General features: G+C 58.6%; 15 protein-coding genes. 12 read left to right on the plus strand and 3 right to left on the minus strand.

The annotated features are described in order from the left end of the window. Positions 1-202 precede the first annotated feature (202 nt). Positions 203-1408, minus strand: a complete 1206-nt coding sequence (locus ACE3NW_RS00265; RefSeq protein ID WP_374279374.1) for an argininosuccinate synthase — start codon at positions 1406-1408, stop codon at positions 203-205. Between the two features lie 289 nt (positions 1409-1697). Here ACE3NW_RS00265 and carB point away from each other — a divergent pair, with 289 nt between their 5' ends. The 5 genes from carB to ACE3NW_RS00290 all read left to right on the plus strand — a co-directional run bounded on the left by carB (position 1698) and on the right by ACE3NW_RS00290 (position 7914). Continuing rightward, entirely contained in the window at positions 1698-4940 is a 3243-nt protein-coding gene (gene carB / locus ACE3NW_RS00270; RefSeq protein WP_374279376.1) for a carbamoyl-phosphate synthase large subunit, read from the plus strand. 3 nt (positions 4941-4943) lie between these two features. Further along, positions 4944-6074 carry a glutamine-hydrolyzing carbamoyl-phosphate synthase small subunit gene (gene carA, locus ACE3NW_RS00275; RefSeq protein WP_374279377.1) on the plus strand — a complete coding sequence of 377 codons (1131 nt, stop codon included), beginning with the start codon at positions 4944-4946 and terminating at the stop codon, positions 6072-6074. Between the two features lie 226 nt (positions 6075-6300). Continuing rightward, positions 6301-6738 carry a hypothetical protein gene (locus tag ACE3NW_RS00280; RefSeq protein WP_374279378.1) on the plus strand — a complete coding sequence of 146 codons (438 nt, stop codon included), beginning with the start codon at positions 6301-6303 and terminating at the stop codon, positions 6736-6738. A gap of 36 nt (positions 6739-6774) precedes the next feature. Continuing rightward, positions 6775-7017, plus strand: a complete 243-nt coding sequence (locus tag ACE3NW_RS00285) for a cell envelope biogenesis protein OmpA (protein WP_374279379.1) — start codon at positions 6775-6777, stop codon at positions 7015-7017. Between the two features lie 105 nt (positions 7018-7122). Then, positions 7123-7914, plus strand: a complete 792-nt coding sequence (locus ACE3NW_RS00290; RefSeq protein ID WP_374279380.1) for a 4Fe-4S binding protein — start codon at positions 7123-7125, stop codon at positions 7912-7914. A 142-nt stretch (positions 7915-8056) separates the two neighbouring features. On the opposite strand, the gene ACE3NW_RS00295 is transcribed toward ACE3NW_RS00290, so the two are convergent. Then, positions 8057-9106, minus strand: coding sequence for an HD-GYP domain-containing protein (locus ACE3NW_RS00295; protein WP_374279381.1), 1050 nt, complete (start codon positions 9104-9106; stop codon positions 8057-8059). Between the two features lie 3 nt (positions 9107-9109). After that, positions 9110-10528: a pyruvate kinase gene (gene pyk / locus ACE3NW_RS00300; protein WP_374279382.1), complete on the minus strand. Its 1419-nt coding sequence runs from the start codon at positions 10526-10528 to the stop codon at positions 9110-9112. Positions 10529-10914: 386 nt separating this feature from the next. Between pyk and ACE3NW_RS00305 the strand changes: the two genes are divergently transcribed. The 7 genes from ACE3NW_RS00305 (at position 10915) to mraY (ending at position 19053) form a co-directional block, all read left to right on the plus strand. Then, positions 10915-11361: a division/cell wall cluster transcriptional repressor MraZ gene (locus ACE3NW_RS00305; RefSeq protein WP_374279383.1), complete on the plus strand. Its 447-nt coding sequence runs from the start codon at positions 10915-10917 to the stop codon at positions 11359-11361. Between the two features lie 7 nt (positions 11362-11368). Beyond that, the gene (gene rsmH / locus ACE3NW_RS00310; RefSeq protein WP_374279384.1) at positions 11369-12352 is read left to right on the plus strand and encodes a 16S rRNA (cytosine(1402)-N(4))-methyltransferase RsmH; all 984 of its coding nucleotides are present in this window, start codon (positions 11369-11371) and stop codon (positions 12350-12352) included. Then, positions 12349-12651, plus strand: a complete 303-nt coding sequence (locus ACE3NW_RS00315) for a hypothetical protein (RefSeq protein WP_374279385.1) — start codon at positions 12349-12351, stop codon at positions 12649-12651. The genes rsmH and ACE3NW_RS00315 overlap by 4 nt, the downstream gene beginning before the upstream one ends. An 89-nt stretch (positions 12652-12740) precedes the next feature. Then, positions 12741-14882, plus strand: coding sequence for a penicillin-binding transpeptidase domain-containing protein (locus ACE3NW_RS00320; protein WP_374279386.1), 2142 nt, complete (start codon positions 12741-12743; stop codon positions 14880-14882). A 115-nt stretch (positions 14883-14997) separates the two neighbouring features. After that, positions 14998-16452 (plus strand): UDP-N-acetylmuramoyl-L-alanyl-D-glutamate--2,6-diaminopimelate ligase, encoded by a 1455-nt coding sequence (locus ACE3NW_RS00325; RefSeq protein ID WP_374279387.1) that lies wholly within the window; start codon positions 14998-15000, stop codon positions 16450-16452. Next, entirely contained in the window at positions 16443-17900 is a 1458-nt protein-coding gene (murF, locus tag ACE3NW_RS00330) for a UDP-N-acetylmuramoyl-tripeptide--D-alanyl-D-alanine ligase (RefSeq protein ID WP_374279388.1), read from the plus strand. The genes ACE3NW_RS00325 and murF overlap by 10 nt, the downstream gene beginning before the upstream one ends. Before the next feature lie 76 nt (positions 17901-17976). Then, a complete protein-coding gene (mraY, locus tag ACE3NW_RS00335; RefSeq protein ID WP_374279389.1) occupies positions 17977-19053 on the plus strand; it encodes a phospho-N-acetylmuramoyl-pentapeptide-transferase in 1077 nt (358 codons plus the stop codon). Positions 19054-19062 lie beyond the last annotated feature (9 nt).

The following is a 19062-nucleotide window of genomic DNA, read 5'->3' on the forward strand; positions in this document are numbered from 1 at the left end:
TCAGTAAAAAATGAATCGGGGGAAGCCGCGTTGCCCGTGGCAAACGCCGCTTCCCCCGGAACCTGTTCCGTCAGTTTTCCGCAAAGCGCGCGGCTTTGTCGCCAATGGCCGAACCATTACGGCACAGGCTCCGGGAAAGGCGTACCATATTCCAAAAAACCGCATGCCGCCGCACAGGTGGGCAGCATGCGGCCTTGCAAGACTACTTGCCGAGCATGCCCTGCACGGCGGCGTGCAGGCGCAGGCGCAGGCTGTTGAGGCGGATAAAGCCAGCGGCGTCCTTGTGGTCGTAGTCGCCGCCTTCAAAGGTGGCCAGGTCTTCAGAGAAGAGCGAGTTGGCCGATGTGCGGGCCAGGGGCCACACGCCGCCCTTGTAAAGTTTGGCGCGCACCGTGCCGGTAACGCTCTCCTGCGACTTGTCCATGAAAACCTGCATGGCTTCGCGTTCGGGCGAGTACCAGAAACCGTTGTACACGCACTGCGAGTAGCGCACGGCCAGCATATCGCGGATGCCGAGCAGTTCGCGGTCCATGCAGATGCCTTCAAGGTCGCGGTGCAGGGCAAACAGCAGGGTACCGGCGGGGTTTTCGTACACGCCACGGCACTTCATGCCCACAAAGCGGTTTTCAACCATGTCGTCACGGCCAATGCCGTTGCGCCCGGCGATTTCGCTGAGGGTCTTGATGATGGCGGCGGGGGAGAGGCGTTCGCCGTTTACAGCCACGGGGTTGCCGTGCTCAAAGTCAACGCTGATGATCTCTGGCGTGTCGGGCGCTTCTTCAACCGGCACGCAACGCTGGTGGCACGAGGCGTCGGGCGCGTTGCCGGGATTTTCCAGCTCGCTGCCCTCAAAGCTCGTGTGCATCATGTTGGCGTCCATGCTGTAGCGCTTGGCATCACTCGAAATGGGAATGCCGTGCTTTGCAGCAAAGGCCGTAAGGGCCGTGCGCGACATGAGATCCCATTCGCGCCAGGGGGCGATAACCTTGATGTCGGGCGCAAGGGCGCTGACGGCAAATTCAAAACGCACCTGGTCGTTGCCCTTGCCGGTGGCACCGTGGGCCACGGCATCGGCGCCTTCCTTGCGGGCGATGTCCACAAGGGCCTTGGCGATGAGCGGGCGGGCAATGGAGGTTCCCAGCAGGTAGCGGTTTTCGTAGCGAGCCGCACCGCGCATCATGGGGAACACAAAATCCTTGGCCATTTCTTCGCGCAGATCAAGCACATATGCCTTGGAAGCGCCGGTTTTGAGCGCCTTTTCTTCCACGCCGGAAAGGTCTTCGGGCTGGCCGAGGTCGGCGGTAACGGCAATGACCTCACATTTGTAGGTCTCGATGAGCCATTTAAGGATAACAGAAGTATCAAGCCCGCCCGAATAGGCGAGAACGACTTTTTTAACGTCTTGCATGTATGGAGCCCCCTTGTGGATTCAAGAGAAAAATTATTGCGCAAAAAAATGTGCGAGGCAAGGGCTTTGTGCCGCCCGTTGGCAGTGCCCGCAGGGCCCGAAGCCGCAATGCAGGCCTGGCGCGCTTGAGAGGGGTTGCCTGGGGTGGCCCGCAAGCGCGTGTATTCATTTGGTCGAATGAAAAACTTGACTTTTATACCAGCTGTGGAATAAAAACAGTCGTTTTATGCAAATCGGCGCGCCTGTGCCGCGTCATTACCTCTGATCTCCAAATCCGCAGGAAAGTTCAATGCCCAAGCGTTCGGATTTACACAAAATTCTCGTCATCGGCGCGGGCCCGATCATCATTGGCCAGGGCTGCGAGTTTGACTACTCCGGTTCACAGGCTGTGAAGGCCCTCAAGGAAGAAGGGTACGAGGTGGTGCTGGTCAATTCCAACCCGGCTACCATCATGACCGATCCGCATATGGCTGACGCCACCTATGTGGAACCCATCGAGCAGGAAACCCTTGCCGCAATCATCCGAAAAGAGCGCCCCGACGCTCTCTTGCCTACGCTTGGCGGTCAGACGGCTTTGAACGCCGCTCTTGGGCTTGCCAAGAGCGGCGTTTTGGCGGAATGCGGCGTTGAGCTTATCGGCGCACGCGCCGACGTTATCGAAAAAGCCGAAAGCCGCGAACTGTTCCGCGCGGCCATGGAACACATCGGCCTCAAGATGCCCGCCAGTGGTATTGCCCGCACCATCGAGGAAGTGCGCCAGCTCGGCAATGTGCTGCCCTTTCCCCTTATTGTGCGCCCGGCTTTTACGCTTGGCGGCACGGGCGGCGGCGTGGCCTACAACATGGAAGACCTCGAATCCATCGCCGCCAGCGGCCTTTCGGCCAGCCCCACCTCTGAAGTCATGATCGAGCAGAGCGTGCTTGGCTGGAAAGAAATTGAAATGGAAGTGATGCGTGACGCCAAGGACAACTGCGTCATCATCTGCGCCATTGAAAACTTTGATCCCATGGGCGTACACACGGGCGACTCCATCACCGTGGCCCCGGTGCAGACCCTTTCTGATGTCGAATACCAGAACATCCGCGACGCCTCCATTGCCATCATGCGCGAAATCGGCGTTGAAACGGGCGGCAGTAACGTGCAGTTCGGCATCAACCCGGCCAACGGCGAGATCGTGGTTATCGAAATGAACCCCCGCGTGTCGCGTTCGTCGGCGCTGGCCTCCAAGGCCACGGGCTTTCCCATTGCCAAAATCGCCGCCAAGCTGGCCGTGGGCTACACCCTCGACGAGCTGAACAACGACATCACCCGCGAGACCGTGGCCAGCTTCGAGCCCGCCATCGACTACTGCGTGGTGAAGATTCCGCGCTTTACCTTCGAGAAATTCCCCGGTGCCAAGGACGAGCTCACCACCTCCATGAAGAGCGTGGGCGAAGCCATGAGCATTGGCCGCACCTTTAAGGAAGCCCTGCAAAAAGGCCTGCGCTCCATGGAAATTGGCGCCACCGGCCTTGGCTACAGCTTCCGTTCCGAGCTGCCCGACCGCGAAACCATTCTCGAATCGCTGCACCGCCCCAACTCGCGGCGCATGTTTTCGCTGCGTCAGGCCCTTGTGGCCGGTATCAGCGAAGAAGAGATTTTTGCGGTTTCGGCCATCGACCCCTGGTTTATCCGCCAGGTGCGCGACATTGTTGAAATGGAAAAGCGCATCAGCAACTTTGGCCTTGCCAACGACATGACCACCGCCAACAAGGCGCTGGCCGACATGCTGCGCGAAGCCAAGGAATACGGCTTTTCCGACCGCCAGCTTGCAGAAATGTGGAAGATGGCCGAGGCCGACATTCGCCGCATGCGCAAGGAAATGGACGTGCAGCCCACCTATTATCTGGTGGATACCTGCGCTGCCGAATTTGAGGCCTACACCCCGTATTTTTACTCCACCTACGAGCGCGGCGACGAGATCAAGATCGAAGACCGCCGCAAGGTGCTCATCCTTGGCGGCGGCCCCAACCGCATCGGTCAGGGCATCGAATTTGACTACTGCTGCTGCCACGCCTCGTTTGCCCTGCGCGACGCGGGTGTGATGGCAATTATGGCAAACTCGAACCCCGAAACCGTTTCCACAGACTACGACACCTCGGACAGACTCTATTTTGAGCCGCTCACCTTCGAGGATGTGATGAACATTGTGGAAAGGGAAAAGCCCGAGGGCGTCATTGTGCAGTTTGGCGGCCAGACCCCGCTGAATCTTGCCGTGCCGCTCATGCGTGCGGGCGTGCCCATCATGGGCACGAGCCCCGATGCCATTGACCGCGCCGAAGACCGCGAGCGTTTTCAGGCACTGATTGAAAAGCTTGGGCTGCTCCAGCCGCCCAACGGCACGGCCATGAGCCTTGAAGACGCCCTGGAAGTGGCCGACCGCATCACCTATCCCGTGGTTGTGCGCCCCAGCTATGTGCTGGGTGGCCGCGCCATGGCAGTGGTGTACGACGCCGCCGAACTGAAGGATTACTTCCACAATCAGGTTCCGCAAAAGCCGGAACACCCCATCCTCATCGACAAGTTCCTTGAGCATGCGGTGGAAGTGGACGTGGACGCCCTTTCTGACGGCAAGGAAGTGTACGTGGCGGGCATTATGGAGCACATCGAAGAAGCCGGTATCCACTCTGGCGACTCTGCCTGCGTGCTGCCCCCGTATTCGCTCTCTTACGACCATGTGGCCCGCATTGCCGTGCAGGCTGAGGCTCTGGCCCAGGAACTCAAGGTCGTGGGCCTCATGAACATCCAGTTTGCCATCAAGGGCGATGATATCTATATACTGGAAGTAAACCCCCGTGCCTCGCGCACCGCGCCCTTTGTTTCAAAGGCCACGGGCGTGCCCCTGCCGTACCTGGCCACCCAGGTCATGCTGGGCAAAACCCTTGAGGAACTGGACCCCTGGAGCATGCGCAAGGGTGGGTTTACCTGCGTCAAGGAAGCAGTGCTGCCTTTCCAGCGCTTCCCCGGCGTGGACGTGATTCTTGGACCCGAAATGCATTCTACCGGCGAAGTTATGGGCATGGGCTCAAACTTTGGCGAGGCATTTCTCAAGAGCCAGCTGGGCGCTGGCCAGGTGCTGCCGCAGGGCGGCAAGCTCTTCCTTTCGGTCAACGACCGCGACAAGCCCTATCTGCCCGAAGTGGCAGACATGTTTGCCAAGCTTGGTTTCCATCTGCTGGCAACGCGCGGCACTGCCGCCGTGCTGCGTGAGCACGGGCTTGAAGTAGAAGAAGTGCTGAAGGTTTACGAAGGGCGGCCCAACATTGTGGATCTGCTCATCAACCACGAGGTTGCTCTGGTTATCAATACGGCATCGGGCAAGCATACGGCCAAGGATTCCAAGGCCATTCGTCATGCGGCCCTGACATACAAGGTTCCTTACTGCACCACCATCTCCGCAGCGCGCGCCACGGCCACGGCCATCGGTTCGCGGCGGGCAGAAATCCATGTGGAAAGTTTGCAGGAATACTACGCGCGGGAAGCGCGGGGGTAAGTTATGAAAGCATTGCTGGTGCTGGAAGACGGATTTACGCTGGAAGGCAAATCCTTTACCGGAGATTTTGAAACCGGCGGTGAAGTGATTTTCACCACGGGCATGACTGGCTATCAGGAAGTGCTCACAGACCCCTCCTACTATGGGCAGATGGTCTGCATGACCTATCCTCTGGTGGGCAACTACGGCATTTGCGAGGCTGATATGGAATCGGCCCGCGTGCATTGCAGCGCCTTTCTGGTAAAGGAATGCTGCAAGCAGCCCTCCAACTGGCAGTCTGTGATGGCCCTGCCCGCCTTTTTGCAAAAATATGATACGCCTGGCATGGAAGGGCTCGACACTCGCGCCCTTACCCGCCATCTGCGCATCAACGGGGCCATGCGCGGCATGATTTCCACCAGGGAGCTGAACCCGGCTGCCCTTAAGGAAAAAGTGCTCGCCCAGCCCACCATGAAGGGCCGCAACCTTGTGCCCTTTGTGGCTGCGCAGGAGCCTTATGCGTGGTTTGACAACCAGCCGCAAAAGATAAGCCTTGGGGCCGACGGCGCGTATGCGTGGCGTGGTACGGGGCTGCCCCTGCTGGTGTACGACTTTGGCATCAAGTGGAACATTCTGCGCCGCCTGTGCGAGGCGGGCTTTGAACCCCTTGCCGTGCCGCCCAACTTCAGCGCCGCACAGGCCAAGGCCAGCGGAGCCAAGGGCGTGTTTCTCTCCAACGGCCCCGGCGACCCGGCAACCCTTACGGCAGAGATAGCCCTTGTGCGTGAGCTTGTGGGCATGTTCCCGGTTACGGGCATCTGCCTTGGCCACCAGCTTATCGGTCACGCCCTTGGCGGCAGCACCGACAAGCTCAAGTTCGGTCACCACGGCTGCAACCACCCGGTCAAAGATCTTACCACCGGCCGTATCGAGATATCGTCGCAGAACCATGGTTTCCATGTGGTGCTCGACGGCGTGAACGATGTGGAAGCCACGCACATCAACCTGAACGACAACACGCTTGAAGGCCTGCGTCACAAGACCCTGCCTGTCATGAGCGTGCAGTACCACCCCGAAGCGGCGGCTGGACCACGTGACGGACAGTACCTGTTTGGGCGTTTCCGCCAGTTGATCGGCGAGGCCGCTGGCGCGTAAGCACTATACGATCTTGAGGCGCGCCTGGCGTGCCTGATAAAAACCGGCTGTTTGCGCAAAACAGCCGGTTTTTTCGCGCTTGATATCTCGGTGGTGTTTTGGGTAAACTATAGTAAACGGTGGGGCCAACGCCCCAGCGGCTTTGCCGCAAAGGTCTGAACCGCTCAAGGGCAAACAATCCTGCGAGCGAACATCGCAAAGGGTTACTCAACTCAAGGAGCATATCGTGAAAAAGTCGGTTTTGTGTCTGGCCCTGAGCCTTGCACTTGTCCTGGCGTTCGCTCCGGTTCGCGCTACGGAAATCATGCCTGAAGCCGATACTTCCAAGGCCAATCCTGTGGATCAGCTTACGGGTGCAGTGTGGCAAAAAACCCCCGAAGCGGAAAAACTTGCCTTTCTTTTTGGTGTGGAAACCGCAATCACCGTTGAATATTTTGTAAACGGCAAGGTTGTGGAAAAAGCGACCAAAGAAGGCAAGCGCCCGGTGTACACACTTTCGCCCTTTGAAAAAGGCTGGATGAAGGCCTTCAAGGGCGTAAGCCGCACTGAGGTCATCAAGATGGTGGACGCCTGGTATGCGGCCAACCCGCAGCGCCTTGACCGCCCGGTGATGAATGTGATCTGGCGCGAAATTATCGAGCCCCGCCTGGATGCCAAGCAATAGCAAACCGTTGACTGACGGGTTTTCGGGAGAGCAGATATGAAAAAATTGTTGATCATCACATTGCTGGCGGCCATTTTTGCCAGCGGCATCGGCTGCACAAACATGAGCAAAACCCAGCAGGGCATTGCCAGCGGTGCGGCGCTTGGCGCGCTTGGTGGCGCGGGCGTTGCCGCCATTGCGGGCGGTTCCGCAGCCTGGGGCGCTCTGGCTGGCGCAGGCGTTGGTGCGCTTGCCGGCGGCATTGTCGGGCACGAGCAAAGCAAGGGCAAAGCCTGGTAGGGCGCTGTTTATCTGCGTCACGCATGCAGCGTAGTACCGCATAAATGATATTACAGCGGGCTGTACCAACGGCCCGCTTTTTCATGAACAGGAATGGGGGAGCATATGGCCGCAAACGTTCACGCAGTATATTTCAGCCCCACGGGCAGCAGCCGTGCCATGGCGCAGGAGGTGGCCAGTGTTCTGGCGCAAGATATGTCGCTGACGCATGCCGAGGACTGGGATTGGACGTTTCCAGAGGCGCGGGCTGCGGAATACAACGTAGGCGCGGGTGATGTGCTGGTTTTTGCCTTTCCTGTTTACGCGGGGCGCATTCCGCAACTGCTGCTAGAACCGCTGGCGCGGCTTGCAGGGCAGGGCGCATACGTTGTGCCGCTGGCCGTGTACGGTAACCGGCACTACGATGATGCCCTGCTGGAGGCGGTTGAACTTTTCTTTACCCGGCAGTTTTCTGTGCTGGCCGCAGGAGCCTTTGTGGCAGAGCACAGCTATACGCACAATGTTGGTACTGGCCGTCCCGATGCACAGGACATGCAAGCCCTGAACGCATTTGCCCACAGGGCCGCCAGCCGCATAGCCCAGGGTGCGGGAGAAAGAGTGCAGGTTCCCGGCAACCGTCCCTACAAGGCCCTGCCGCCTGCGGCGGACATTCGGCCCAAAACGCTCGATGTCTGTACACAGTGCGGGCTTTGCGCCAGCGTTTGCCCCGTGCGTGTTATCAGCGAAAATGCCCCACAGCTCACAGCCCAGGGCTGCGTGCGCTGCTGTGCCTGCATTAAGATTTGCCCTGAACAGGCCAGGATTTTTGATGACCCGCTGGTGAAAAAAATCGTGGGCATGCTTGAAGCCAACTGTGTTGCCCGCCGTGAACCTGAAACATTTTTTGCGGGCAGCTAGCAGCCTCAAGTGCCCCGATCTATGGGGTCAAAAAATTGCGGGCTTGGCATGCCGCCCGCCCAAATAAGTCAGGCCAGGCAGATACGCAAAAGCGTTTCTGCCTGGCCTGAAATGTTGTTGAGCCCTGCGCTGTTTTCAGCTGCTATTCGGGATGCGGCGTGTCCACGGCCAGATCCATGTCTACCATCTGGCCGATGGTTCCAGCGCCAAAGCCCCCAAACAGCGCGTTGGCCATTTCCTGGTCATAGCGCGGGTCGTTTGCCAGCTCCTTGGCTGCCGCAAGAATGTCCTTGGCTTTTCTGAACGGTCTTTCGCAGATCATGGCCGAAAAAGAATCCGCAACGGCGCACAGGCGGCCCGGCTTGGTGGACTGGCTGCTCTTGGTGCGCTGGGGATAGCCCGAACCGTCGAGCCGCTCGTGGTGCTCAAAGCAGGCCCGCAGCAGTTCTTCAAAGGCCACGTCCATCTTTTGCATCAGCCTGACACCCACGATGGGGTGGGGGATGATTTTGTCCCTTTCTTCCTGCTTGAGTGGGCCCGCCTTGTTGAGCAAAAAGGGCGGAACCTTGCACATGCCCACATCGTGCAGCAAGAGCGCCAGGGCCATGCGGTCCAGATCCTTGCGCTTCAGTTCTCCCACATTTTGCAGCCATACCCACAGGCCCACAATCATGGTATTGATGGAGTGCCGCGCCAGATGGTTTTTGCGAAACAGGCGGCGCATAAAGGTATTTATGTGGTGTTTGTCGTTCCACAGGTATTCGGTCACTACCATAACATCGCGGTACAGTGGTTCAAACAGCGCCTTGACGGGCTGGTCAAAGAATTCTGTACAGCGCATGAGCAGGGCGCGTATGCAGATATCTGCAATTTCGGCTTCTTTCAGGTTGTTGTCCTGCAATACCAGGTCGAGCTGCTTGACGATGTGGCGCGAATAAATGGGGTGGTCAGAGCGCGAAACAAACAGATCGCCCGACGCACACAGATTTGCCACCTCTTCAACCTGCTCGCTGCTCAGGCGCGCGCCCTTGATGCAGTAGGGCGCGAGCACGGCAATATCGTCACGAAAACTGAATAGATCCACTGGTGGCCGAAACTTGGGAAAGCTCGACAGAATTTCACCACTTATCTGGTAGTATTCTTCGTTGATGTTCATGGGAACATCCAGAACTTTCCTTTGCTCTGCGGCCATGTGCTACTTCCAGTAAATTTTTACAAGGTTCGTGCCGCGAGGGGTGGCTGACGACCCCTTGACCTGACCAGCGGTAATAACAGCGCAGTCATCCGGTTCAAAATCCGGGCTGTTGTGGATAAAGCTTTCGGCCCGGATAAGATGGCTGGGTTCATCCTGCGGATTGATAACAAATATGGGTTTTACGCCCCACACAAAGTTGAGAGCCTTGATGGAAACGGGATCGGGCGTGAGCGCGTAGATGCTCTGCGGGGGGCGTCGGGCCGAAACCTGCCGGGCCGAACTGCCCGTGAGGCTGTGCGAAACAATGGCCTTGGCCGAGGCCTTGTCGGCCAGCAGGCAGGCAGAATACGCCAGAAATTCGGGAATGCCCTTGTCGCTGTCGGGTTCTTCAAGCTTGCGGTTGAGCAGCAGCAGGCGTTCGGCTTCGTCCGTAATGCGGCGCATGTAGCGCACCGTTTCAACGGGGAAGTTGCCCATGGCTGTTTCTTCCGAAAGCATCACGCAGTCGGCCCCGTCAAGCACGGCATTGGCCACGTCTGTGGTTTCTGCGCGGGTGGGGGCAGGGCTGTTGACCATGGAGAGCAGCATTTGCGTGGCCACAATAACCGGCTTGGAAGCCTTGTTGCAGGCGCTGATGATGCGCTTTTGCAGGGCGGGCAGCAGGGGCAGGGGGCATTCTACGCCAAGGTCGCCGCGCGCCACCATGACCACGTCTGTTTCGTGCAGAATCTCGGCCAGGTTATCCACCGCGCTCTGGCGTTCAAGCTTGACCACCACGGGCACGCTTTTGCCCGCAGCCGCAATAAGCTCCTTGGCTTCGCGCACATCGTCGGCAGTCTGCACATACGAGATGGCTACGGCGTCAACACCCAGTTTGAGGCCGTCGGCAAGGTCTTTTTTGTCCTTTTCGGTCAGGGCGCGCACCTTGGTGGCCTTGCCGGGCAGGGCCAGGCCCTTGCGTGAGGTGACAATGCCCGAATTGTCGGCCTGAAGCAGCACCAGACCATCGGCCCGGCATTCGGTTACCACAAACTGAAGGCCGCCGTCGGCCAGCACCATGCGGTCACCAGGTTCGAGGCTTTCAAGAATAACCTCGTGGTCAAAGGGCAGATAGGGAAAATCGTCCGTGTGGCGTTCGCTTGGGCCAAGCAGCAGCTGCATGCCCTTGGTTACCGTAATGCTGGTTTCTGGCAGTACGCCAAGACGAATCTTGGGGCCGGAAAGGTCCTGCATAATGGTAATGGGCCGCCCAAGCGCGGCTTCTACCTCGCGGATGTGCTTGATTATGGCTACAAAATCCGCTGCTCCACCGTGTGAAAAGTTGAGGCGGAATACACTGACTCCGGCTTCAGCCAATTCATATAGTTTGTCTTTGCTGTTGGAGGCGGGACCGATAGTGGCGACAATTTTCGTTCTCATATCCGTTCCTTTGGCTGAAACCGATGGCGCAAGGGCGCAGGGTAAACGATCGGCAGTTCCGGCTTGAAACAAATAGTCTTGGTTTTCCCGCATATTGTCAAGGCATTCACCCGGAATGCCCCAAACTGCGCCTGTTTTTCCACGTATAGGCTGATTTGCGTGGTGCGAACAGGGGTTGTGGCTCGTTTTTGCGGCTGCCGGTGGAAGGTTGTGGTAAATTACCACCTTTTACCACCCCGGCGCACGTTACAAAAAGCAGGAAAAAGAGTGTGGTAATTGCCATTTTAGCCGCAGATGAAGCCAATTTTGCGACATTGCTTGACACGGGGTAGGGCTTGGGGCATAAGTGGGAAAAAGTGGTAACGAGTAGTAAAAAGTGGGAAATTGTGAAAAAACTGTTCACTAAAAGCCTTTCCCGCAGCCTTGACCCCAAGGGGCGACTCATGCTGCCGCCGGAATACCGCGATGGTCTCAACGCGGACGGCGGCTCTGGCACGTTTTGGCTTACCGCTTTTTACGGAAGGCTTGTTGGGTATCTGCCCGCCGACTGGGATCTGATTACCGAGCAGCTCTGTAGCATTCCCATGCCCTCGCCCCGGCTTTCGCACTTCAAAACAAAGGTCATGGGCCTGGCCCATGAGCTCGAACCCGATGCCCAGGGCCGGGTGCGCATCCCTCAGGTGCTCATGCACGAGGCGAAACTGCACAAGGACGTAATGCTGGTGGGCATGGCGAACAAATTTGAAATCTGGGATCAGGCCAGCTTCAACGCCCTGACGTTTGAGGACGTTTCCGAAGAGCTTTCGGGGCTTGGCGTCAATCTTAGCCTATAGGCCTGTCATGACAGAAATCTTGAACCATACTGCAGAACCCGTACGGCACGTGCCGGTGCTTCCTGCTGAAACGCTGGATGCCCTTTCTCCGCACGCTGGGGGCCGGTATCTGGATGGAACCCTGGGGCTGGGCGGCCACGCCTCGGCTGTGCTTGGCACTGCCCCCGATATCGAACTGTGCGGGCTTGACCGCGATGAAGATGCCATGGCTCTGGCAAAACAGAGGCTGGCGGTTTTTGGCAAGCGCGCACATTTTTTTCACAGCAATTACAGTGACTTTGCTGGCCCGTTGGCAGAGCTTGGCTGGGACAGGATAGACGGCGCGCTGCTGGATATCGGCGTTTCGTCCTTGCAGCTTGATGAAGCGGGGCGCGGCTTCAGTTTTATTGGCGACGGCCCCCTTGATATGCGCATGGACCAGAATTCTGGTCAGCCCTCGGCCTGGCACTGGGTGAACCGCGAGAGCTTTGCCAAGCTTAAGGAATGCATAGCCATGCTGGGTGAAGAACCCCAGGCAGGCCGCATTGCCCGTGTGATTGTTGAAGCGCGCCAAAAGGCCAGCATCGACACCACCGCAGAGCTGGCCGCACTGGTTGAAAAGGCCTATCCCGCCGCCTGGCGCGCCAAGGCCCGCCGTCACCCTGCCACGCGCACCTTTCAGGCGCTGCGCATGGCCGTAAATGACGAGCTGGGCGAGCTGCGCCGTTTTCTCGATGCCATTTTGGGCTATCTGCCCATTGGCGGCAGGCTTGCGGTAATCACGTTTCATTCGCTTGAAGACCGTATGGTCAAGCAGACCATGCGCTACTGGGCAGAGGGCTGCCGCTGCCCGCGCCATGTGCCGGTATGCGTGTGCCATCACCAGCCAGAGGTGCGCATTCTGTTTAAAAAACCCGTAACGGCAACGCCGGAAGAACTGGCCGTCAACCCGCGTTCAAGCAGCGCCAAGCTGCGCGCTGTGGAAAAAATAGCCGAGGCGACCGGGTCATGAAGCGCAATAATGCCATCGGCCAGCACGGCGGCAGAGGCTGGTTGCTGGCGCTGGTGCTGGGTGTGTTGAGCTGTATGGTTATGGGCCTTGTGCTTGTATGGAGCAACATCGAGCGCATGGACACAACCTATTTTATCAATATTCAGCAAAACACCGTTCGCGAACGCCAGGCCCTGAGGGCCAAGCTTGAAGTAGAACGTGAACGGTTGCTTTCTCCTTATGAGCTGCGCCGCAAGGCAGACGAGTTCGGCATGCGCGAACCCAAGCCCGGCCAGATCAGACGCATGGAAATACAGTAAAAACTCCGGATAATCTCCATGCCTGACCCGCATCGTCAGGCCCGGAAAAAGCCCGGCGTCATCACGGCGACGCCATGGTTGGAAATGCCATGTTCAAACTCAGCTCTCGCAAACGCAACGTATCCAGCGCAGCCCCCACGCGTGCTTCCAAGCCGCAGGCCAGCCGCAATGTGTCGTCAGACAGGCTTGCCGGCCTGAAGCCAGCCTGGGTGGGCAATGTGGACTGGGGCCGGGCCCGCATCAAGATGGTTGTCACCATCTTTTGCGTGCTTTGGGTCGGCCTGTGGGGGCGCGCATGGTATCTGCAAATGATGGAAGGCCCGCGCCTGGCCGAACGTGCGCGCAGGCAGCACACCGCCACAGAGCTGGTTACAGGCCGCCGGGGCATGATTTTTGACCGTAATGGACAGGTGCTTGCACGCAGTGTGGAAGCAAAGTCTGTCTACGCCCGCCCGCAGGACATTTCTGACTTTCAGGCCATGGCCAATACTCTTGGCCCCATTCTGGGCGTGGAACCGCAAAAGCTGTACGACGAACTGGCGCAGACCAAGCGCCGTTTTGTGTGGCTGAAGCGCAAGGTTGACGACTACACCGCCGAGGCTGTGCGCAAGGCCAATATCAACGGCATTGGCCTGAGCAAGGAATACGACCGTGTGTATCCCTTCAAGCACATGGCTGGTCAGCTGCTGGGCTTTGTGGGGCTGGACGACAAGGGGCTAGAAGGTCTGGAGCGTTCGCTCGATGGGCGTCTTGGCTGCATTCCCACCCGTCAGATCGTGCAGCGCGACGCCATGGGCCGCCGTTTTTATCTGCACGAGGAAGGTCAGAGCGAGCCGGTGGGCCAGGATTTGACCCTCACAATCGACATGCAGATGCAGTTTTTTGTGGAAGAAGCCGTTGCCCGTACCGTGCGCGAATACGATGCCCGCTGGGGCGGTGCTCTGGTGGTGGATGTGGCCTCTGGCGAAATTATGGCCTGGGCGCAGTATCCTTTCTTCAACCCCAACAACTACAAAGACTTTTCGCCGCTGGTGTACCGTAACAGGCTGGCTGCCGACGCGCTGGAGCCGGGTTCTACCTTCAAACCCTTTGTGATGGCGGCTGCCATTCAGGAGCACAAGGTCACGCCCAACACTCTCATCGACTGCGAGGGCGGCAAGTGGGTGGCCAAGAACTTCACCATCCGCGATACGTCGCGTCAGGGGATTCTGCCCGCCTCCAAGGTGCTGCGGTATTCCTCCAACATCGGCATGGCCAAGATCGGTTTGTCCATGGGCGCACCAACATTTTATAAATACTTGCATGCTCTGGGCTTTGGCCAGCGTACTGGCGTGCCCGTGTCTGAAAGCCGGGGCATTCTGCGCGCTCCCCGTGACTGGAGCGAGGTCGATATCATGTCCACATCGTTTGGGCAGAGTATTTCGGTTACCGGCCTGCAAATGGCACAGGGCTACCTGACCCTGCTCAACAACGGTGTGTACAAACCCCTGCGCCTCACGCGTGAAGACGGCGTGGTGGATGAAGTGCATCCCCGCGTGTACTCCGAAACCGCCGTGCGCGAAGTCATGCATATGATGCGCGATGTTGTTGAAGAAAGCGACGGTACGGGCAAACGCGCCCGTGTGGACGGCATTGATGTGGGCGGCAAGACCGGCACGGCACAGAAGGCCGACCACAGGTCTGGCACTTACGGCAGCAAGCGTCTGGCCTCGTTTGTGGGCTTTTTCCCCGCCGAAAAACCCAAGTATTTTGTGCTGGTGATGGTCGATGAACCCACGCGCAACCAGTTTGGCGGCGTGGTGGCCGCACCAGTGTTCAAGGAAGTGGCATCGCGCATGGTGACCTACACCGGCATGTTTAACGAAACCAAGATCGCCGAGGCGGAAAAGAAGGCCGCAACGGGCGAAGCACCAGTGGTAAAAACCCGCCAGCGCGGGCTCAAACTTGCGGTGCTGGATGCCCCCTATGTTGCCGAACCCAGAAAGGTTGACGCCCCGCAGCAGGCAGACGGCATGCGCCTGCCAGGGCATCTGGCCAAGGCGAGCAGCCGTGTACCCGATGTGATGGGCAAATCGGTGCGCAATGCGGTGGAACTGTTTGCCCGCGCCGGTGTTGTGCCAGAGCTCAAAGGCTCGGGCAGCAGAGTGATAAAGCAAAGCCCGGCGCCAGGGGTTGCCTGGCCTGAAGAAGGCAAGAATATCGAATACATTCTCTGGCTCTCAGAACGGTAAAATTGTCTGGTTGCTTCCGGCTGGCGCACGCGTCGCGCGCGGGGTTGCGGGTTGATAGGCGCGCGCCGCCGGAATAATTCAAGGGGCATAAGCCCCGGTTAGGAGTGAGGTTGGTATGGAACGGGAATTTGCAGCCCTTCTTGAACAGTGCAGACTCGGCGGCATTGAAGTGCGCGTTGATTCGCGTCAGGTATCCAGCGGCGACATTTTTGTTGCCGTGCCTGGCGTTAACGAAGACGGGGCCCGTTTTATTCCCGCCGCAGTGGCAGCTGGTGCTTCCATTGTTGTATGCCGCCCCGGTGGCGCGGAAGAAGCCGCAGCCCTTGCTGGCGGGTGCCGCGTGGTTCACCATTCTGACCCGCGTGAAGCCCTGTGGCGTCTGGCCGAGGCCCGCTGGCGCACCAGCGAGCTGCCGCTCAAGATTGTGGGCGTTACGGGAACCAACGGCAAGACCACCTGCTCCTACCTTCTTGAACAGCTTTTTGCGCAGGCCGGGCACAAGCTCGGTGTTATGGGCACTGTCAGCTATCGCTGGCCGGGGCATAACGAGGCTGCGCCCCTCACCACCCCCGATGCCCTGAGCGTTCACGCCATGCTGGCCGCCATGGCAAAGGCCGGCGTTGACGTGGCAGTGATGGAGGTTTCCTCGCACGCCATCGACCAGCAGCGGGTGTGCGGTGTGCCGTTTTCTGGCGCGGCCTTCACCAATCTGACGCAGGACCATCTTGACTATCACAAGAATATGGAGAGCTATTTTCAGGTCAAGGCCCGCCTTTTTCTGGAATTGCCGCGTCCCGACAAGGCCATGGCCGTCAATGCCGACGACCCCTGGGGCCGCCGCCTGCTCGAACTTTGCCCAACGGCCCTTTCATTCGGTCTGCAAAAGGGCGCACTGAACAAGCGCCACCTCTGGGGCGAGCTGCTTTCGGCCGGTACAGAAGGCTGCCACATGCGCATGCACCTTGAGGGCAGCAAGTGGGAGCTGCGCTCGCCGCTGGTGGGCGCGTTCAACGCATCAAATCTGCTGGCAGTGCAGGCCGTAGCTCTTGAGATGGGCATTGAACCCGATGCCTTCAAATCTCTAGAAAGTTTTACTGGGGTGAGTGGCCGCCTTGAAAGGGTTGAAAATCCTCAAGGACTTAACGTGTTTGTGGATTATGCCCACACTCCGGATGCCCTCGAAAACGTTTTGCAGGCCCTGCGCGGGGCTGGATTCAAACGCGTTGTTACGGTATTTGGCTGCGGCGGCAATCGTGACCGCACCAAGCGCCCGCTCATGGGTGAGGCCGTGGCCAAGTGGTCGGATGTGGCCGTGCTCACCTCTGACAATCCGCGTTTTGAAGAGCCGGAAGCAATTTTGCAGGATGTTCTGCCCGGCCTCAAGACCGCCCGCGAGGTGGTTGTAGAGGTTGACCGCCGCGAGGCGACCATCAAGGCCCTGAAAATGCTTGGCAAGGACGATGCCTTGCTTATTGCAGGCAAGGGCCATGAGGATTATCAGATCATCCAGGGTGTCAAACACCACTACAGTGACCAGGAAGTAGTTAGGGAGTTTTTGCATTGCGCCTGACCTACAATGAAATTGCCGCCCATCTGGGCCAATCCGCACTGGAGAGCGACCTCGAGCTGACTGTTGCCGTAACAGACAGCAGGGAAGCCGCACCCGGTGCGCTGTTTGTCTGCATACCCGGCAGCAGGGTTGACGGGCACGATTTTGTGCCTGCGGCGGTGTCGCTTGGCGCTTCGGCCATTCTGGCCTCCAGAGCCTTGCCCGATGCGGGCGTGCCTGTGCTGCTGGTTGAAGATACCGTCAAGGCTCTTGGCAGCATCGCGGCCCTGTGGCGCGACAAAACCCGCGCCAAAGTTGTGGGTGTAACCGGCACTGCTGGCAAGACCACTCTCAAGGAAGTTCTGGCACAGGTGCTCTCCGTGCGGGGCAAGACCGCAAAAAATGCCCTGAACAACAACAACCAGATCGGCATGCCCCGCGCCATGCTCGCCACCGATGGCGACGAGGATTTTTGGGTCATGGAGGCTGGCATCAGCCACGAGGGCGACATGGAAGAACTTGCTTCCGTGCTGCGGCCCGATATTGGCCTTATTCTCAATGTGGGAGCGGGACACACCGAAGGGCTTGGCAAAAAAGGCGTTGCCTGGCACAAATCGCGCCTGCTCGCCAATCTGGCCCCCGGCGGCATTGGCCTAGTCTGCGCCGATTATCCCGATCTTGTGCGCGATGCCAGGGCAACCGGGGCCGAGCTGCAATTTTTCAGCGCCACGGGCAGAGCGGTGCAGTACAGGGCTTCGTATGCCGGGCCTGCACCCGCTGCCGAGTCTGTTCCGGCTGCCGAGTCTGCCACGCCGGGCACAACTGATGCGCCCGACGACCGGCGCGGCCTTTACCACCTCTGGCTTGACGGTACGCGCTGCGTGGTGACTGCCCCCTTCAGGGGCGAATACGGGGCAGAAAACGTCATTGCCGTGGCGGCGGTGGCGCATCTGCTTGGTCTCAGCAATGCCGAAATTGCCCAGGGGCTGGCACAGAGCAGCCTGCCGGTGCAGCGCTTTAACCAGACGCGCGTTGGCCAGTGGCTGTTGATTGATGATACCTACAATGCCAATCCGCTCTCCATGCGCCGCATGCTTGATGCTGCGGCAGAACGCGCCGCCGGACGGCTTTTTGTGCCTGTGCTTGGCGAAATGCTTGAGCTCGGTTCGCAGGCGGCAGAAGAGCACGAGGCCCTTGGCCGACATTTGGCAGACCTTAAGCCTGCGGCAATATTCTGGAAAGGCGGCCACGGCGAAAATATTCGCGCGGGGCTGACCTGTGGGGGCTATACAGGCCCATGGTTCGAGGTGTATGACGCTGCGGCTTTTGCATCTGAATGGGCACAACTGGTGCAGGGTGCATTTGCGGCCAACAAAACCGGTGGCGTCATGCTTTTCAAGGGTTCCCGGGGCAACAGGCTGGAATGTCTGCTGCAAACGCTTACCGGGCCGGAAGCCGTGCGGGGCTGAAGGCGATAATCGGCAGTGCTGCCTGCGGGCGGCTGGTAACACGGTCTGCGCACGACCATAAGCACGGATTAGCTGCATGTTTTATAATCTCTTTGTCCCCCTTGCGTCCGAATGGACGGTACTCAACGTTTTTCGGTACATCAGCTTCCGCTCGTTGGCCGCGCTCATCACTGCACTTGTGCTTTCCATATTCATTGGCCCACGTTTCATTGCCTGGTTGCGCAGCCTCAAGTGCGGCCAGTATATTCATGAAGACGTGGCCGCCCATGCCTGCAAGGCAGGCACGCCCACCATGGGCGGGCTGCTGATGCTGTTTACCCTTTCCATCAGCCTGCTCTTGTGGTCAGACCTTAATAATCCTTACATCTGGCAGGTATTTTTTGTTTTTGCCGGTTTTGGCGCTGTGGGTTTTTGGGACGACATGACCAAGCTGCGGCACCACAAGAACAAGGGTATTTCTGGCAAGGCAAAAATGTCCGGGCAGCTTGTCGTGGCCTGTGCCGCCATGGTGCTGCTCTATGTCAACCCCGATTACAGCAGCAAGCTGACCATTCCTTTTCTCAAGGAAGTCACGTTTGATCTTGGCTGGTTCTATCTGCCTTTTGGCGTATTTGTGATGGTGGCTTCTTCCAATGCCGTCAACCTCACAGACGGACTCGACGGGCTCGCCATTGGCCCCTCCATTGTGGCCTGCCTTGTTTTTTCGATATTTATCTATATCACCGGCAACGCCCGTTTTGCAGGGTATCTGCTGTTGCCCTACATGCCCGGCGTGGGCGAGGTAACTGTATTTTGTGCCGCCCTCGTGGGCGCAGGCCTCGGCTTTTTGTGGTTCAATGCCTATCCCGCACAGGTCTTTATGGGTGATGTGGGTTCGCTTTCGCTTGGCGGCGTGCTGGGGTATCTGGCCTTGCTGTGCAAGCAGGAGCTTGTTCTCTCTGTGGTGGGCGGCCTTTTTGTGGCCGAAACTCTCTCGGTCATCCTTCAGGTGGGGTATTTCCGCTGGTCTGGCGGCAAAAGAATTTTTCGCATGGCTCCCTTGCACCACCATTTTGAGCTCAAGGGTGTGCCCGAATCTAAAATCATCATCCGGTTCTGGATAACTTCCATCCTGTTGGGCCTTGTGGCGCTTTCTGTTCTCAAGCTGCGCTGAGGAGAAAGG

The organism is Desulfovibrio sp., assembly GCF_041907885.1.
In the GTDB taxonomy this organism is placed as follows: Bacteria; Desulfobacterota; Desulfovibrionia; order Desulfovibrionales; family Desulfovibrionaceae; genus Desulfovibrio.